Consider the following 17,395-nt stretch of genomic DNA (forward strand, 5'->3'; position numbering starts at 1 on the left):
TGGCGGCCACACGAAGTGGGCAAGCCTGGGGGAGTGCTTGATCCTCCCCGGCGAGGGGGTAGGCGGCCACACGCAGTGGGCAAGCCTGGGGGCGTGCTCAGCCCGCCGCCAGGCGCTTCCAGGTCTCGATCACGCTGTCGGGGTTCAGAGAGATCGAGGCGATGCCCTCGTCGGCCAGCCACTGGGCGAAGTCCGGATGGTCGCTCGGGCCCTGGCCGCAGATGCCGACGTACTTGCCGGCGGCCTTGCAGGCGTCGATCGCCTTCGACAGCATCGCCTGCACCGCCGGGTCGCGCTCGTCGAAGTCGGCGGCCAGCAGTTCCAGGCCCGAGTCGCGGTCCAGGCCCAGGGTGAGCTGGGTCAGGTCGTTGGAGCCGATCGAGAAACCGTCGAAGTATTCGAGGAAGCGCTCGGCCAGGATCGCGTTGCTCGGCACCTCGCACATCATGATGACCTTGAGCGCGGAGCCGGCCGTGCCGTCGCCGCCCTCGCCGCGCTGCAGGCCGTGCTCGGCCAGCAGTTGCGTCACCTTGTCGGCCTGGCCCAGCGTGCGGACGAAGGGCACCATCACCTGCACGTTGGTCAGGCCCATGTCGTTGCGCACCCGGCGCATCGCCTCGCATTCCATGGCGAAGGCCTCGCGGAACTCGGTGCTCACGTAGCGCGCCGCGCCGCGGAAGCCCAGCATCGGGTTCTCTTCTTCCGGCTCGTAGCGGCTGCCGCCGATCAGCTTGCGGTATTCGTTGGACTTGAAGTCCGACAGGCGCACGATCACCGGCTTGGGCCAGAAGGCCGCGGCGATGGTCGCCACGCCCTCGGCCACCTTGTCGACGTAGAACGCCTTCGGGCTCGCATGGCCGCGGGCCACCGACTCGACCGCCTTCTTCAGGTCGGCATCGACGTTCGGGTAGTCGAGGATCGCCTTCGGGTGCACGCCGATGTTGTTGTTGATGATGAATTCCAGCCGGGCCAGGCCCACGCCGTCGTTCGGCAGCTGGCAGAAGTCGAAGGCCAGCTGCGGGTTGCCCACGTTCATCATGATCTTGGTCTTGATCGCGGGCATCTCGCCGCGCTCGACCTCGGTCACCTCGGTCTCGATCAGGCCGTCGTAGATCAGGCCGGTATCGCCTTCGGCGCAGCTCACGGTCACCAGCGTGCCGTCCTTGAGCAGTTCGGTCGCGTCGCCGCAGCCGACCACCGCCGGGATGCCCAGCTCGCGGGCGATGATCGCCGCGTGGCAGGTGCGGCCGCCGCGGTTGGTCACGATGGCGCTGGCGCGCTTCATCACCGGCTCCCAGTTCGGGTCGGTCATGTCGGTGACCAGCACGTCGCCGGCCTGGACCTTGTCCATCTCGCTGATGTTGTAGACCAGCCGGACCGGGCCGGTGCCGATCTTCTGGCCGATGGCGCGGCCTTCGGCCAGCACGGTGCCGGTGCCCTTCAACTTGTAGCGCTGCTCGGCCTTGCCCTGCTGCTGGCTCTTCACCGTCTCGGGGCGGGCCTGCAGGATGTAGAGCAGGCCGTCGGTGCCGTCCTTGCCCCATTCGATGTCCATCGGGCGTCCGTAGTGCTCCTCGATCACCAGCGCGTACTTCGCCAGCTGCTCGACGTCGGCGTCGGTGAGCGAGTAGCGGTTGCGCTGCTCGGTCGGCACGTCGACGGTCTTGACCAGCTTGCCGCTGGCGGCCTTTTCTTCTGTAGTGGCGAAGGTCATCTGGATCAGCTTGCTGCCCAGGTTGCGGCGGATCACCGCGCGCTTGCCGGCCTTGAGCATCGGCTTGTGCACGTAGAACTCGTCGGGGTTCACCGCGCCCTGCACCACCGTCTCGCCCAGGCCGTAGCTGCTGGTGATGAAGACGACCTGGTCGAAGCCCGACTCGGTGTCGATGGTGAACATCACGCCCGCCGCGCCCAGGTCGGAGCGCACCATGCGCTGCACGCCGGCCGACAGCGCCACCACGTCGTGGGCGAAGCCCTTGTGCACCCGGTAGCTGATCGCGCGGTCGTTGTAGAGCGAGGCGAAGACTTCCTTCATCTTGTGCAGCACGTCGTCGATGCCGACCACATTGAGGAAGGTCTCCTGCTGGCCGGCGAAGGACGCGTCGGGCAGATCCTCGGCGGTGGCAGACGAGCGCACCGCGAACGATGCGGCCGGGTTGCCCGCCGACAGCGCGGCGAAGGACTCGCCGATGGCCGCCTGCAGGTCGGCCGGAAAGGGCTGGGCCTCGACCCAGCCGCGGATTTCGGCGCCGGCGGCGGCCAACGCGCGCACGTCTTCGGTATCGAGCGCGGCCAGCTTGGCGCTGATCCGGTCGGCCAGGCCCTCGTGGGCCAGGAACTGGCGGAAGGCATGGGCCGTGGTGGCGAAGCCGGTGGGCACCCGCACGCCCTCGGGCAGCTGGGAGATCATCTCGCCGAGGGAGGCGTTCTTGCCGCCGACCGACTCGACGTCGGTCATCCTCAGGTTCTCGAACGGTACGACCAGGGCGGTCGCCTCAAAGCGTGCAGACATGGGAAAGCTCCAGAAGTTGAAACCGGGTCGCCGCCGCAGGTGGGCGGGCGTGCACGCATGTCCGGGCGCGGACTTTGGTCTTGTTCTGGTGGGTCGGAGAACATGCGTGAAAAATGGGCAGCCAAGCCGGGCATTCTAGGCCGCGGGGCCCCGGTCATGCTTTGTTGCAAGCCCCCCCGGGCAAACCCGGCCGGGCCCGCCGTTCGGATCGCCGGGCATGCCCGACGGGCGGCCAGCGCTTATTCTTGCGGCTGCGCCAGGCGCCGCCCGACCCTGTGCACCACCGCAGCCCCACCACCACCGCCCGCCATGCACACCCGCACCGTTTTCTTCATCTCCGACGGCACCGGCATCACCGCCGAGGCCTTCGGCATCGCCATCCTGTCGCAATTCGAGTTCAAGCCGCGGCACGTGCGGCTGCCCTTCATCGACACGGTCGACAAGGCCTTCCAGGCGGTGCGGCAGGTCAACCATGTGGCCGAGGTGGAGGGGCGCAAGCCGATCGTCTTCACCACCCTGGTCAACATGGAGGTCCTGCGGGTGGTGCAGGAAGGCTGCAAGGGCATGCTGCTCGACATGTTCGGCACCTTCGTGCAGCCGCTGGAGAAGGAACTGGGCATCAAGTCGCTGCACCGGGTGGGCCGGTTCAGCGACGTCAGCAAGAGCAAGGAATACAACGACCGGATAGAGGCGATCAACTTCAGCCTGGCGCACGACGACGGCCAGAGCAACCGCGACCTGCAGGGCGCCGACGTGATCCTGGTCGGGGTGAGCCGCAGCGGCAAGACGCCCACCTCGCTCTACCTGGCGATGCAGTACGGCCTGAAGGCCGCCAACTACCCGCTGATCCCCGAGGACTTCGAGCGCCAGCAGCTGCCGCCGGCCCTGGTGCCGCACAGGAAGAAGATCTTCGGCCTGTCGATCTCGCCCGAGCGGCTGTCGGAGATCCGCAACGAGCGCCGGCCCGACTCCAGGTACGCCGCGCTCGCCAACTGCCGCCACGAGATCGCCGAGGCCGAGGCAATGATGCGGCGCAGCGGCATCCGCTGGCTCAGCACCACCACCAAGTCGATCGAGGAGATCGCCACCACCATCCTGCAGGAGCTGCGGCCCGAGCGGCTGGTGTACTGATCCCACGACCATCCATTTCCCAGCAAGCAAGCCAGAAAGAAAGAGAGACAGCATGGCTCCCACCCTCCGTCCCACCTCCCGTACCGCCCTGTCGGGCATCTCCCGCCGCGCCGCGCTGCTGGCGTCGGCCCTCGTGCTGGCCGGCTGCGGCAGCCTGCCGGGCGGCACCACGCACGCGGCTGCGCCGGCCGCGGCATCGGCGCCGGTCCACGTCATGACCTCCGGCGGCTTCACCGCAGCCTACAACGACCTGCGCCCGGCCTACGAGAAGCAATCCGGCCGCACGGTGCAGACCGCCTACGGCGCCTCGATGGGCAATGCCACCGACGCGATCCCCACCCGCCTCGGCCGGGGCGAGCCGGCCGACGTGGTGATCCTGGCGCGCGACGCGCTCGATGCGCTGGTGAAGGCCGGCAAGGTCGTGCCCGGCAGCCAGGTCGACCTGGTGCGCTCCTCCATCGGCATGGCGGTGAAGAAGGGCGCGCCGCGGCCCGACATCGCCACGGTCGAGGCGCTCAAGCGCACGCTGCTCGCGGCCCCGTCGATCGCCTATTCGGCCAGCGCCAGCGGCACCTACTACGAGACCGAGATGCTCAAGACGCTGGGCATCGAATCGCAGGTGATGCCCAAGAGCCGCCGCATCCTGAGCGAGCGGGTCGGCACCGTGGTGGCCCGCGGCGATGCGGCACTCGGCCTGCAGCAGGTCAGCGAACTGCTGCCGATCGAGGGCATCGACTACCTGGGCCCGCTGCCGCCCGAGGTGCAACGGGTGACCGTGTTCTCGGCCGGCATCGCCACCGCATCGACGCAGCCTGAAGCGGCACGCGACCTGATCCGCTACCTGCAGTCGCCGGCCGCGGCGCCCACGATCCGCAAGACGGGGCTCGAGCCGATCCCGGCACCCTGAGGCGCGAAAGGCTTCCTCCTGCAGGCGGGGCCGCGCGGGGGCGGCCCGCCTAAAATCGCCGGCTGTCCTGTCACCGGCCCGCCGACCATGTCCTCGCCCGCAACCCCCTCCCCCGCCCCGCGCCCGGTGCGCACCCAGTACGAGGATTTCGTGCGCCACGTGCTGGCTCACGGCGTGCAGAAGGGCGACCGCACCGGCACCGGCACCACCAGCGTCTTCGGCTACCAGATGCGCTTCGACCTGTCCGAAGGCTTTCCGCTGGTGACCACCAAGAAGGTGCACTTGCGCTCCATCATCCAGGAACTGCTCTGGTTCCTGACCGGCAGCAGCAGCAACACCTGGCTGCAGGAGCGCGGCGTGACGATCTGGGACGAGTGGGCGCGCGAGGACGGCGACCTGGGCCCGGTCTACGGCGTGCAGTGGCGCAGCTGGCCGACGCCCGACGGCGGGCACATCGACCAGATCGCGCAGGTGATCGAGACGCTGAAGCAGAACCCCGACTCGCGCCGCATCATCGTCAGCGCCTGGAACGTGGCCGACCTGGACAAGATGGCGCTGATGCCCTGCCATGCGTTCTTCCAGTTCTACGTGGCGCCGCCGCAGGCGCCCGGCGCGCGCGGCAGGCTCAGCTGCCAGCTCTACCAGCGCAGCGCCGACATTTTCCTGGGCGTGCCCTTCAACATCGCCAGCTACGCGCTGCTGACCCACATGGTGGCGCAGCAGTGCGACCTGGACGTGGGCGACTTCGTCTGGACCGGCGGCGATTGCCACCTGTTTTCGGAACCTAAAAAAGTATCAATTCATTGAAAATCAACGGGTTAGCGTCTCATTCCGTTGACACTTTTCCAAAAAACACCAGCCCGCACGGTCGCTTTAGGTTCGCCAAAGCCCGCAAGGTGTCCTCACGTGGCAGCACCAAATGGGGTCAATTTTGCCCCGACTGTCGCAAAGAGTTACGAATGCTCCGCCAGCATGTAGCATGCGTACCAAACATGGGGTCGCATCTTGGCAGAAAACGAACATACGGCCCATCAGGCCGAAATCCTGGCGAGTGAACTTTTTTCAGAGTTTTTCTGGTCGCGGCTCGGGCCAACCAATCACGATTGGCCGTGCGAGGACACGGAGCGACACGGGGCCGCAACGCACCCGTGCGACGTCGTGTACTACTACGATGAGCCGTATGCCGCGCGTCAGACGTACGTGCACTGTGATCTCAAAAGCTACGCGAAAGGCACGATTACAGCCGCAGCTGTGAAAGCTGCCGTTGAAAGTCTCGGGAAGCAGGTGGCTTGTGCGGAGCGAAGCGACGAGTGGCGCAAATTGCACACCCACGACAACGTCACGTTTTCGGTCAGTGGTCTGTTATTCGTCTACAACCACGATGGGGAGTACGAGGCGGACTTTCAGAAGAATTTGGTGCACATCGCCCCCGAGAGTCTTCAACTACCACGTGGCAGCAAGCTCTTCGTACTAGGTCCGAGAGAGATCTTTTGGCTCGATAACATACGCGCTGACATCCAGCGAATGCGGGGCAAGGCGACCCCCGAGGTCCCTGCGCCCGAACACTGCTTCTTCTTTCACCCCCAATTGATGCGGCGTGCAAACTTGCAAGTAAAGAAGGCGAAGGCTGCGACGCTTGAGACGCTAACGTCCCCGATCATCATCCTTGAGCACCGCGACCCTCGTCGGCCAGTCAGCCGAGGGGTGCTGATTTTCTATTCAAGGCCGGGCGACACGGTCGACGAATTCATGTACCTCATCGACACAATGCGCAAGTATGACTTACTTGATGAGAACACTACTGTGACGGTCAAGACGCTTGGAGCATCGCCGATTTCGTCGCCTACGTTTCAGAAAGCGCAACTCCAGTACATCGAAGGACTCACCGGCAGCGGCGTATATACGGATCTTGGCGAGTACGTAAAAGCAATCCGTTATGAACCCATGAGGGAGACACGCACTGTGTACTCGAACATTGACCTGGGGACGTGGGGATGAGCGAATTTCTCGATCATTTGAGCGCGAACGACAACGACATCTACGATCTGCTGCTCTCAGGAAAGCAGAAGATTACTGAGAATGTGCTCAGGGAGCTCGCCCGAGATCGAGGCATTTTTTGCTCTTCACAGGACTCCCGCGAAGAACTGGCGGACTACCTGTCAATCCTGCCGCATGCCTTCCAGGATGTGGCGACCATCGTGCACAAGCGCGAACCAGGCGGTCGCAAGGAGAAGACGACTTCAGTACGGTTGAACGCTGTGATCTCCCAGGAGGACCTCAAAGCCGCTGTCGAAGAATACATTAGCGCGACGGGAAAGGCAGAGCGCGTAGTTCACCGTCCAACAACCGCGGATGGGCTCATCGTCAATGTGAAGTACGAGGAGTTCAACCATTCGCGTGCCCGACTACTGCAGCGCGAACGGCAGGAGGCCGAGATCGAGTTTTTTATTGTGGACGGACAAACGGTCGTCCGCATGCCCGCGACGGAAAAGGCCAAACGGATCGTTCAAGCGCTGAAAGACAACGTCGAACGCCGCCGCAGGGAAGTGATTGAGGAAGAAGTGATTGAACTCCGTGGCCTTACGTCGGTAGGCCTCCGGTCAAAGTTCTTCACGCGGCTTATCTCGACGTTGCAGGGATTCAAGCTGAGAAACGTGATGAGTTTGCGCGTTTCCTCTCACCTATCCGAAGACGGCGAGGATGACGAGTCACTTGACCTAGACGATGTGGATGAAAGCGAGGCCCGTGCTGAGATGTTTGCGGTGGTCCACAGCATGGCGCTATCGGGCCAGAATCTTGTCCAGTCGCAAGAGTACAAGGATCTAACCGCGCGCGGCTTTTACATTACCTCCATCTCGTGGCGATCGGAACAAGACGCCAATCCCCCTGACATTCTTCAGTTTGAAGCCGGCTTCCAAGACCGAAAACTTGGTACCGGGTTCAAGTACAACGTTCAGGGTGCCTTCCGCGCTTATAAAGGGAGCCACCGCAAAACCATCGTTCCGGTAGGACCCTCGGAAAAAGCACAACTGCTTGGGTTGCTCGAAACAACAGCTCGCGAGGTTTTGGCCGCATTGGTCGCGGAGACAGATGCGCTTTCTCCTGACGACATTACTGAACTGGGAGAGCAGCCTTGAAGCGATACCGATGGCTGCAGGCCGACTGGCCTATCTCGATGCGTGCTCTGGGCAGGCGCTTGAAGGCACGACCGTTTGGCCCTGAGGTATCTCACGGATTCGTGATTGATCGAGTGCGCGACGACTTTCTGGAAGGACGATACGTAGAACGCATCGAATTTACAGAGACCGTGACCGATCCTTTTGGCCTCGAACTGTCGTTTGACCGCGTTGAATTTCGGCAAAGTTCATTCCGGGCTAGTCCCTCAGGCGCTGGATTAGAGTTGCGAGATCCTCCACGTAGCGTTCAGGCGCTTTTGAATCGTCTTTCGGAGGCCTCTGACTTTGAGGTAGCAATCATCGCGCAGACGGTGGATGTGCTCCGATGGAGTGCGAAGTTCCAGGAGATGGCTAATCTGAGCCCCATTGTTGATTCTCTTCAGATCAGCGCTTTAGAGCTCGAGCCCGGCATCAAGGCGAAGATAGTGGTTAAAGGAGATCGAGACGTCCGTTCGGCTTGCAACTCCCTGACCGGGGCACGGAAATTCGAGGTCGAGAAGATCCAACTTCGACTTGCGGCTCCCAGCTCCGGAACAATCATTCTTGGAAGCTCCGCATCAGCATCAATTGGGGTCGATGATCCAGAAGAGCGGACGCTTCAAGCGCTTCGTGCATCGTTGCCGGACTAGATTGAGCAGCTACAGCTAGTGAGACTGTGCGCTGCAGCGCGATGGCCGGCCCAGCCGCCCCGTCTTGGGCTCCGTCGGCCCACCTGCAGGGCGGTGCGTAAGTCATTCGCGGGCCACAGAATCGAGCCTGCCGCTGGACAACAGGTGATGGTTGATCAGGTTGCATCGTTTTTCGCCGGAGGCGGCCCCGGCCATAATTTTCATACACGCCATACTTTCCATACTTCACCAAGATGGTTCGTCCGCGCGTCCGCTCTCCGTCTCGGTGCGCCTGTCACGAACCCCTAATGCGGCCGCAAACAATCTGGCCTTCGGACCGCAGGCTCATTCGTGTGCGCCAGTGATGACCAACGTCCAATGTCTCAGCCCGCGATTCGATAGGCCGCAGGCCTACGGCATCACGCACGGGATCGAAGTCGCCGTGCGGATCCCCAAAGAAACGATTTTTAGTCGGTCCGCCGATGCGTTTTTCGGCCTGGGATTGGACTCGGAAGCCGTCTTTTCTTTCAAGCGGGCGATGCCGGATTGCGGGTCATGAGGTGTCGGTGCGCAGAATCGAATCGGGTGCAGCGTGAACCTTCGCAGAAGAAACGCCTCGGCCCCGTCGCGGTGCGTGTGTGGGACGGCTAATCCGTTCCGACAAGCACGGCCAGTGCGAGGTGATTGAGCCTTGGCACGAGCCGCTGCCCTTGTACCTGCCTGATAACGGCTTGCACCAGGGCCACCGGCAAAGAGAATAGAAATCCGAAGATCACGCCTGCGACGATGAAAGAAACATCCGTGCCGGCGGAGATGGCACACAGCACCCCAATGCCGGTGCCAATGATCAGCCCCCATTTGATGCGCTTTTTATAAAAGCCCGGCGGAAGGTAGAGTCCGAGCGGCCGCAGGCGGTCGCAGTGAATCGACTTGTCGAAGTTGAATTTTCCGGTGGTGTTGTTCAGGGCGCCGAACACGGAACCTTCTTCGATGCCTTCGGCGGCACCGTACACCAGCGACATGTCGTGGCCAACTCTCGAGTCGACGGGAAATTCGCTCAGGTCATGGGCGGACTCCTTCCCGTCGGGCGAGCGCAGCCAAACCTTGTTGATTGACACGATCTCGGAGTGCAGACGTCCAGGACGAACAATCGCCGTACCTCCAATGTACTGCCGTTGGTCGCGATCTTGGTGGACGACGGCGACTGAAGTTTCGGAAGCATCGATGACGACACCGCGAGCAACATCAAGCCAGATGCGTCGCTTGCCGGGTAATGTGATCGTGGTGGGCATGAGCGGGTGTTGGGTGGAGTTAAAGGGCCGAGGTGCTAGCTTCGGAGCCTTTGGCAAGTCGCAGCGAAACTCATCCGTTGCTTCGGCTCCCGACTGGCTGGCTGAAGTTGATTGGGATCACAAAGCCAGAGAAGGCGAGCCGGCCTCAAGCGTCTATGGATTTGCTCAGCTAACCTGAGATGACGCACGTCGGCCGACCCCGGAGCGACTGAAGTTGGCCGGAAGTCGGCGGCGAAAGAAGCGGGCCAATCACCAGGAAGTCAGTCGCCTCCGCGGCTTGAACAACGAGGAAGGGTGGCTTGCCCGAACTCACACTCCAGCGGTTGCCCTCGGCGTCGCTCAGGTACACGCTCTCGATCGAACCCCGAGCTCGTTTCGGGCAGCCTTTCAGGATCGTGGCTTTGTCGGCAGCGTGTTCGAACGTCAGTGGACGTATAGCCCCGTGGGCGGGTAGCCAGCACGCGAACGCGAGCAAAGTTGCGAGGCATCTCAAGAGTTGGGCACGAGAGCGGAGGTTCACAGCACCTCCCTGGACAGGCGATCGGATTGCGCCAATTTGCTTGCGCATGCATTGCGCATCCATTCGACCGCAGAAGGCAGGGGCGTGCCCAGGCCCGTCAATGCTGCGGCCAACATCTCGCCATAAACCCGGCCCGCGCCATCAACCGCATAGTCGGCGCCGCCGATCAGAACAGCACAGTGCGTTGGATTGGCCAAGAAGGCTGAAACCGCAGCGGGTACGGGGCCGCGATCCTGAGCCTGCGCACCGTGCATGCAGGCGAGCGCGAGCGCGCAAAGTGAGAGCGATGGGTATTTCACAGGTTCCATTGGTTGCCCGCCCGCGAGGGCGAAGGATGCGGATCGACACCAACGAAGGATGTTGAGTATCGCGTACACGATAAAATTATCTCATGCTAGGGAATGATAAAAATCAATCGGTCGCGACAATTTGCGGATGCCCTCCGCCGTTGACCCGAAAGCCTTTGGCACGCGCTTTCGTCAAGCGATGCAACGCAAGGGGCACGGCGGTCTCGGTGCGACCCAGTTGGCAGAGGCTCTGGTGTCGGAGTTCCCTGAAGGGCTGTCCGTCCAGAGCGTGCACAAGTGGGTCAACGGCACAGCAGTGCCCCGCCCGGATCGATTGGCGATTTTGGCGCGTTGGCTAGACGTGTCCGAGCATTGGTTGCGTTTTGGGCCCGACCCGAAGGCCTCGAACCGGCAGACCGGCGGTTCGGATCGGCCTCTTAACGCCAAGGACCTCGCTCGTCGGCTGCAAGCGCTGTCAGAACCCCAGCGCGAAATTTTGGAGGCCCTGCTCCTGGAGTTTGAGAGGATTCCTCCAGAGTGACGCTGAACGTGTTCTTGGGTGCCGGGTAGCGTGATGCGCCTTGGCCTTGGGGCCCGAGTCTTCCAAAGCCGGCCTACGGGCACTCCGGTCAACGGACTGTTTTGCGCCGAGATCTTCGCTTCCGCTGCGTGCCAAGATTCGTGCACTTTGATGCTGGTCAGGACTGACGATTTCCGGCACGGGCGCGTTTTCGGGACACGAACGGCAGCTGCTGCGAACGACGATCGGTCAAGGACCAGAAATGGACCCCGATCGCGCGAACGAGGTGGTCTCGACCATCAGCTACCAGGCGCTGCTCGAGCAAGGCTCATTAGAGCGGCGGCGGGGTTGCTTTCGCCGGGATGATCTCGTAGTTCTGGTTCGGCATGTCGATCACCAGGTCGAACCGATCGCCGGGAGCGACCCCGGCCTTGTTCGCGGATAGTGCCAAGCTGAAGAATTGCTGGCTGTTCGCCTTGATGTTGATCGGAGGGAGGCTTTCGCCTTTGTGCGCGAAGGTGCCATAGATCTTCCCGAGAAGGAATTTCGGCAGGTAGACGACCTGACGCCGTAGCGGTTCCATCGACGCCGATTGCGTGACGCTGAAGCGGTAGGGACAAGTCAGGTCGACGGCCCCTTCCAAGGGAGCATTGCGGCCGACCTCGACTTCCCTTCGCCGGCGGGCATCGATCAGGCCTTGTGCAGGGATCGGCCGACCACGGATCGCATAGATCGAGTGCTCGAGCTTCTGAATCGCAGGTGAACTGCTGAGCGCCACCGAAACCGCCATGTTCGAGACGCCACCTAGTACCACCAAGCGGGCTGCAATTTCATTGCGCGTGGCCGCGCCGCCGTGTTCCTCGATGATGCTGACGATCGTGGCCTCTGTCGGCGAAAGAGCGTCGCGCGCGACGGTGGCTTTCGGTGTGTACTTGTTGTGCGCGTTGGCCGTGAGCCAATTCCAGCCTCCGATGAGGGCAGTCATCACGTGCAGCGGCGGCATGGCCAGCCCACGTCCGGCGCCGTCACGATAGAACCAGGCATCGTCGGTGACCAGTGCCGAGATCACGGCGTCGATCTCGACGCTACCCACGGCGACGCTCATGAGCTTGCGCATGCGCGCCGCGGCGGCACTGATGTCGCTGTCGATGAGGGTGAACCATCCAGACTCGGCGTCCAGGATGCGAAACCCAGGTGCGCGCTCGAACAGCGAGCGCAGCGTGTCCTCGTTCTGCGCCACGCCCTCTTTGATCGCCAGAATCCCCGCAATGCGGATGAAATTGGTGCAACCCACGAACGTGCAATCCCGGCGCGCTTCCGACAGGGCCACTCTCATCCAGGTCGACGGCTCGACAGCGAGGTCCAGCATCGCGATGCTTCTGATGCCATCACTCGTGCTCGTGCGCGTGGCGACAACCTGGATCGGCGGTGCGACGCCAAGCTCCTTGGCGAAGTCGATCGCTGCAATGATCCCGGCGCCCTCCCCGAGGAAGCGCTGCAGCTGCTCGTTGGCCGCTGTGGCGGACAGGGGCATGACGCGCGAGGCCGACGCGAAGAGGCGGTCCAGCGCCGGCAGCGCGAGCGGCCGCGCACGCAGCGAGGCCAAGAGGCCTTCACAGATCTGCCGCACGCGCTCACGGGTGAGGTCATGCACGTCGGCCACCGCCTGCAAAGTCGCTCCCTCCAAGCCAGCAAAGCGGCCGAGAAAGAGTTCTCGGCGGCGCTGCAGGCCTGCGTGATCTGGGCGCAGGCCGGCGTCGACCAGCGCGTGGCGCAGAAGGTCTTCGAGTTCCTCGGCCCAAGTCGCCTTGTGGGCAGCGATCAGGCGCACGCAGAGTTCGTGGGCGAATCCTGAAAGGGACGGCTTTGCGATCTGCTGCGTGAGCCACGGCGCGAGCGCGGAACCCGCGACGCCCGGAAACCTCAGGTCGTCGATGTCCAGGCCTTTGACCCAGGCTGCGTTGAGGCAATCTTCGACGGCGGCGCGGAAGGTGTCGTCCACGCAGACATTCGGCGAGACCTGGGGCGCCAGCGCCACCATCCTGGCGCCTACAGGCTGGCCAACCCAGTAGGTCGCCTCGATGCGTGCGAGGAGGCCGAGCAGCTCGGCCACCGGCATTTTGAGGGCGTCCTTCACCTGGCGAAGCGTCATCGAGGGGAATGCCTGCGTGAACCCCGCGCTTCGCGTGAGCGCCAGCAACCTGGCCCGCTCCGTGCCGCTGGTTGCCAAGTGCCATTCATCGGTCAGGCGCACACCGATGGGCGAATTCCAGATCACATCGAAGCTGGCGCGCCGGCGTGCAACGATCATCTCGCGCATCTCGGCGGCAAACCGCGCACTAGGAAGGCCCTGGCGCTGCCAGTTAAAAAGCTCGTGCGCCTCGACGTCGCCGTGCACCGAAGGCAAGGCGCTCTTGACGAAGGGCCTCATGAAACTCGGCACTACCCTGGCATGGCGGACGATGGCGCCGGCTGAAGTTGGCGCAGGCTGGCCGGAGCCTGCGACTTCGGGCTGGAGGGCGGCGTCGAGCTGTTTCAATGCATGCCCTTATTCGAGGTCGTCCTCTTCGGCGTGATCGTAGGTCTCGGTGGCCTGCGCGCTCTCGCGCATGCGGGGAGACAGCCGCGGCAGTTTACCGATTCGACAGCGCGCCCTCCAGGCTGCAATGCATCAGCCAGGGCGGTGCAGGCGCCGTTGCCATCGGGGGGGACGCTTCGCCCAGCGCCGGCGAGGCACCACCGTGGCGACTCGCCCATGCGCGAATAGGCCCCTTTTTGAGAACTTGCTGCCGTGACGACAGCCGCTCAAAATTGCATGGCTCGAAACGAAGAACGCCCGATCCATGAACCAACCGACCTCGACAGCGTGGAGCGACTCCTCTCAACTTCGCGCCCTGCTTGCAAGGTTTCAGTACATGTTTCCATTGACGGGTGTGGAACGGAAGCGGGCGTACATTTTCTTTCGCGGATGGATGCCAACATTCGCGCTGCTGTGCCAACACATCGATGAGGCCCTCGGGAGCGAAAAACGCACTTTCCGGTGGACGCGCGTTCGAGAAAAGTTCGGTGCACCGACCTTCGCATACGAAATGCAAGGACGGGCACGGCACGTGATTCACGCGCATCGCCCAACTGACGTCAGGCGAATCATTTGTGAGCCAAGCGAATCATTTGACCCTACAGCAGTTGCGATCCAAGAAGCTGTGCTGGAAGCTGAGGTGAGGTTGCGAGAGACATGCATCGTCTGTGGGACGAGTTCAACCATCACCAATGATGTCGGGCCATGGGTATCACTTTGCGTCGCTCATCGGAAGTGGACATTCGTGAAAAGCTTGGAAAACGAGGCTGCGTCGGTATGGGGAGCTGCCCAGCTTCGCGAAGCATGAACGGACGACCGACAATGATTACCATCGGCGCCTCGTTTCCCAACGGACGTGTCCAAATGCCTTACCCGCTTGAAGCAAGCCAAGTAGCCGGCGCGTTTGGAAGTGATGCTGACATCTGCTAGGTCCCCCACGCTAAGTTGTAGTCCATACGACAAACCCACGCTTGGATCGGGGCGCGCGTCAGACGACCGAGATTCGCCGAAGCGGTCGTTCTACACCGGGCGGCGGTCGGCAGCCTCAGACTGACTGCAGTCGGTCGACCTGGCCCGATCAATGTCGGCGCTTGCACAAAGCAGCATCACGCTGGCCCCTCGCGCGCGCAAAACTTCGGCCTGGTTCGCCAGCGGCACTACATCGATGCCCAGTTGCTCCATCAACGTCGCATTGCCGATGGCAAGGGTCTTGACGCTCACGACGCCCTTGATTCCGATTCCCGACGCGGAGTCAAATTGCTCGGCCTTGTCCAACTTCAGCTCGCGATCCCTTCTGGGCGAACCAGTGAGATGGCCAAACGCGCGAGCGATCGACCGCCTGGCGTTCGGCAGCCTGCTGTTCGGTGTCAGTTGGGGCCTTGCGGGCTTCTGTCCTGGACCGGGTCTGGTGGCGCTCGGAATGGGGGAAAGCGAGGCGCTTGTCTTCACCGCCGCGATGCTCACCGGAATGATCGTCTTCGAAGGCATTGAGCGTCGCAAGTCGCTGCGTGCAGAACCCGCGATCTAACACAGGCTCAGGGATTCGGCTTCTGCGCCATCGGCGATTCGATCGGATTGCCATAGAGCGGTCGCGCGCCGAATTGTGTGCTGATGGCGTAGGCCACGCCGCAGGCTAGCATCACGGGAACGGTGAGCTGGAATTGATTTGTCATCTCCAGCACCATCACGATCGCCATCAGCGGTGCATGGGTGACTGCGGCCAGCACCGCCGCCATGCCGACCACCGCGAGCAGACGCGGATCGCCCACCCACACCGCCGGCAACCAGAGCGCCGCCACTTGGGCCAAGACACTTCCAGCGGTCGCCCCGACGAAGAGCGATGGCGTGAACACACCGCCGATCGCGCCGCTGCCCGAACTCAGCGTCGTCGCCACCACTTTTGCGAGCAGCACCCACGCGAGCCATTGCCAGGCGTGGTCACCGTGAAGCACCTGCGACACCACGCTGTAGCCATTGCCCCAGACCTGCGGCACCCAGGCCGACAACAGGCCCACGAGCAAGCCCCCGAGTCCCAGGCGCAGGACTGGCGTACGGATGCGCGCGAACCAGCTTCGCCCTGATTCCAGCAGCGCCAGCAACCCCCAGCCCAACCCCCCGAACAGCACGCCGGCGAGTAAGGCGATACCGAGGCTCGTCGGTGCCATGACGACAGGCGGAACGTCGTAGAGCGGTTTGGGTTCGACCAGCCAGTAGATCAGTGAACTGGCCGTGGCCGACGCGATCAGCACCGGAGCGACCGTGTGGCGCGCGAGGAAACCGAGCGCCAGTTCCAGAACGAAGACGACGCCCGCAATGGGTGCGTGATAGGCCGAGCCGATGCCTGCGGCGATGCCGCACACCAGCAGCGTGTTGCGTTGTTCCGGCGCCGTCGCGACGAGTCGTGCCAGCCGCGCACTGACCCAGGCAGCCAGTTGGACCATCGGCCCTTCGCGTCCGATGGAAGCGCCCGTGCCGACGGATAAGAGCGCGGACACGGTGCGTGTCAACGTCGTTCGATCGTTCAGGTCGACTCTTCCTGCGCGCGCGGCATCGATGTAGTCGAGGTTCGCCGCGCCGCCCGGGCCCCGCCTGGCCCAGGCCGTTCCGCCTTGCAGGACCAGCCCTGCGAGCAAGCCGCCCAAGGTGCAGACCAGCGCGCGGTGCCAGGGCGACAACGACAACGCGGCTTCGACCAGTCCGCCGCGCTGACCGGTCGCGAGTTCCTCGACCCATTGCGTCAACCACCGGAAGCCCAAGACGGCAGCCGCAGCGAGCGCGCCCGTCACGGCCGCCCACCACCAGACGCGCAACGTTTCGGCAGCCGGTCCCATGGCCCACAGGCGCGCACGACCGCGTCTGGGAGACGCTACTTCTTCGGGAAATTCGTTGGCAGCCACGGGGATTCCATTTCAAGACGCTCGCAGTGCGCCACGAAGCGTTGCAGGTTGCCCGAAAGGCGCTTTTTCTGATGGTGCACCAGATAGAAGCGGCGAGTCAGACGAGGCAACGTGGTTCGCAGAACGACCAGTCTGCCGAGTGTCACCAGGTCCTGCACCGCGCACAGCGACAGGCAAGCCAGCCCGAGGCCTTCGGCCGTCGCCTGCTTGATCGCCTCGGTGCTGCCCGGCTGCATGTCGCCGTCCAGGTGGTGGAGGTGCGGCAGCAACACGTGCTCCACGGCCTCGCGCGTGCCGGAACCCGGCTCACGGAGCAACCAGCGTGCCTGCCGCAAGGCCTTCAACGGAACGCGTGCCTGCACGCCCTCCTGCACCAGCGCATGCGTCGGTGCAGCCACGATGACCAACTCGTCCTGAAGCCATGGCGTCACTCGAAGCTCGGCCTCGTGGCAGGGCCCTTCGATCAGACCAATGTCGACCTCCAGGCGGGTCACGGCCGCAGCGATGTCGCGCGTGTTGCCGATGACGACATCCACTGCGGCACCGGGCCACGTCCTGCTGTAGCCGGCGATCAGCGCCGGCAGCACGTAATTGCCGATCGTCGTGCTGGCACCGACGCGAAGTCGCGTGACCAGCGGCGCGGTGTCAGCGCCCGCGCTTCCGAGACCGAACCGGCTTTCGATCTCCTGTGCGCCGTCGAGCAATGACCTGGCTTGCGGCAGCAGCGCACGGCCGTTGTCGTTCAGCAGCAAGCGCTTGCCGATGCGGTCGAACAGTTGGGCGCCGAGCAGGCTCTCCAGTTCGTTCAGTGCGCCACTGGTTGCCGACTGGGACAGTGCGACGCGCTCACCGGCGGCCGTGGTGCTGCCGGTGTCCGCCACGGCCGTGAAGATCAGGAGTTGACGCAATGTCAGGCGCATCCAAACGCTTTCGTTACCTGTTCGATGGCTAGGTTATAGCGGAAGTA

General features: G+C 63.4%; 16 protein-coding genes and 1 pseudogene. 10 read left to right on the plus strand and 7 right to left on the minus strand.

Annotated elements, in window-relative coordinates; translation table 11 throughout:
* Positions 1-97: 97 nt before the first annotated feature.
* Positions 98-2,512: a phosphoenolpyruvate synthase gene (gene ppsA / locus ASE76_RS12220; protein ID WP_055839794.1), complete on the minus strand. Its 2,415-nt coding sequence runs from the start codon at positions 2,510-2,512 to the stop codon at positions 98-100.
* 309 nt (positions 2,513-2,821) lie between these two features.
* Here ppsA and ASE76_RS12225 point away from each other — a divergent pair, with 309 nt between their 5' ends.
* The 7 genes and pseudogenes from ASE76_RS12225 (at position 2,822) to ASE76_RS12250 (ending at position 8,893) form a co-directional block, all read left to right on the plus strand.
* Positions 2,822-3,643, plus strand: coding sequence for a pyruvate, water dikinase regulatory protein (locus tag ASE76_RS12225; RefSeq protein WP_055839795.1), 822 nt, complete (start codon positions 2,822-2,824; stop codon positions 3,641-3,643).
* 52 nt (positions 3,644-3,695) lie between these two features.
* Positions 3,696-4,550, plus strand: coding sequence for a substrate-binding domain-containing protein (locus ASE76_RS12230; RefSeq protein WP_055839798.1), 855 nt, complete (start codon positions 3,696-3,698; stop codon positions 4,548-4,550).
* Between the two features lie 87 nt (positions 4,551-4,637).
* Positions 4,638-5,330 (plus strand): annotated as a pseudogene (locus ASE76_RS12235) (thymidylate synthase); the annotation flags it as partial.
* Between the two features lie 225 nt (positions 5,331-5,555).
* Positions 5,556-6,548 carry a hypothetical protein gene (locus ASE76_RS12240; RefSeq protein WP_236698426.1) on the plus strand — a complete coding sequence of 331 codons (993 nt, stop codon included), beginning with the start codon at positions 5,556-5,558 and terminating at the stop codon, positions 6,546-6,548.
* Complete coding sequence (locus ASE76_RS12245) at positions 6,545-7,687, plus strand: hypothetical protein (protein WP_055839801.1); 1,143 nt, start codon at positions 6,545-6,547, stop codon at positions 7,685-7,687. The genes ASE76_RS12240 and ASE76_RS12245 overlap by 4 nt, the downstream gene beginning before the upstream one ends.
* Entirely contained in the window at positions 7,684-8,355 is a 672-nt protein-coding gene (locus ASE76_RS20055; RefSeq protein ID WP_236698427.1) for a hypothetical protein, read from the plus strand. Before ASE76_RS12245 ends, ASE76_RS20055 begins: the two co-directional genes overlap by 4 nt.
* A gap of 343 nt (positions 8,356-8,698) precedes the next feature.
* A complete protein-coding gene (locus ASE76_RS12250) occupies positions 8,699-8,893 on the plus strand; it encodes a hypothetical protein (RefSeq protein ID WP_055839804.1) in 195 nt (64 codons plus the stop codon).
* Between the two features lie 88 nt (positions 8,894-8,981).
* Here ASE76_RS12250 and ASE76_RS20635 read toward each other — a convergent pair whose 3' ends face one another.
* Positions 8,982-9,626: a hypothetical protein gene (locus tag ASE76_RS20635; RefSeq protein WP_156362720.1), complete on the minus strand. Its 645-nt coding sequence runs from the start codon at positions 9,624-9,626 to the stop codon at positions 8,982-8,984.
* 516 nt (positions 9,627-10,142) lie between these two features.
* Positions 10,143-10,523 carry a hypothetical protein gene (locus tag ASE76_RS20640; RefSeq protein WP_156362722.1) on the minus strand — a complete coding sequence of 127 codons (381 nt, stop codon included), beginning with the start codon at positions 10,521-10,523 and terminating at the stop codon, positions 10,143-10,145.
* 58 nt (positions 10,524-10,581) lie between these two features.
* Between ASE76_RS20640 and ASE76_RS12260 the strand changes: the two genes are divergently transcribed.
* Entirely contained in the window at positions 10,582-10,974 is a 393-nt protein-coding gene (locus ASE76_RS12260) for a helix-turn-helix domain-containing protein (protein ID WP_156362724.1), read from the plus strand.
* Between the two features lie 310 nt (positions 10,975-11,284).
* Here the strand turns inward: ASE76_RS12260 and ASE76_RS12265 are convergent, their stop codons facing one another.
* Positions 11,285-13,492, minus strand: a complete 2,208-nt coding sequence (locus ASE76_RS12265) for a hypothetical protein (RefSeq protein ID WP_156362726.1) — start codon at positions 13,490-13,492, stop codon at positions 11,285-11,287.
* Between the two features lie 304 nt (positions 13,493-13,796).
* Between ASE76_RS12265 and ASE76_RS20645 the strand changes: the two genes are divergently transcribed.
* Positions 13,797-14,339 (plus strand): hypothetical protein, encoded by a 543-nt coding sequence (locus tag ASE76_RS20645; RefSeq protein WP_156362728.1) that lies wholly within the window; start codon positions 13,797-13,799, stop codon positions 14,337-14,339.
* Between the two features lie 212 nt (positions 14,340-14,551).
* On the opposite strand, the gene ASE76_RS12270 is transcribed toward ASE76_RS20645, so the two are convergent.
* Positions 14,552-14,752: a hypothetical protein gene (locus ASE76_RS12270; protein WP_156362730.1), complete on the minus strand. Its 201-nt coding sequence runs from the start codon at positions 14,750-14,752 to the stop codon at positions 14,552-14,554.
* On the opposite strand from ASE76_RS12270, the gene ASE76_RS20060 reads away from it, so the two are divergent.
* The gene (locus ASE76_RS20060) at positions 14,742-15,059 is read left to right on the plus strand and encodes a DUF6691 family protein (protein WP_135148873.1); all 318 of its coding nucleotides are present in this window, start codon (positions 14,742-14,744) and stop codon (positions 15,057-15,059) included. The genes ASE76_RS12270 and ASE76_RS20060 overlap by 11 nt on opposite strands.
* A 7-nt stretch (positions 15,060-15,066) precedes the next feature.
* Here the strand turns inward: ASE76_RS20060 and ASE76_RS12275 are convergent, their stop codons facing one another.
* Both ASE76_RS12275 and ASE76_RS12280 read right to left on the minus strand, forming a co-directional pair.
* On the minus strand, positions 15,067-16,428 hold the full coding sequence (locus ASE76_RS12275) for a chloride channel protein (RefSeq protein ID WP_236698428.1): 1,362 nt from the start codon (positions 16,426-16,428) through the stop codon (positions 15,067-15,069).
* Complete coding sequence (locus ASE76_RS12280) at positions 16,398-17,348, minus strand: LysR family transcriptional regulator (protein WP_055839817.1); 951 nt, start codon at positions 17,346-17,348, stop codon at positions 16,398-16,400. Before ASE76_RS12280 ends, ASE76_RS12275 begins: the two co-directional genes overlap by 31 nt.
* Between the last annotated feature and the right edge of the window lie 47 nt (positions 17,349-17,395).

The sequence above is a fragment of the Xylophilus sp. Leaf220 genome, from assembly GCF_001421705.1.
Classification (GTDB): Bacteria; Pseudomonadota; Gammaproteobacteria; order Burkholderiales; family Burkholderiaceae_C; genus Xylophilus.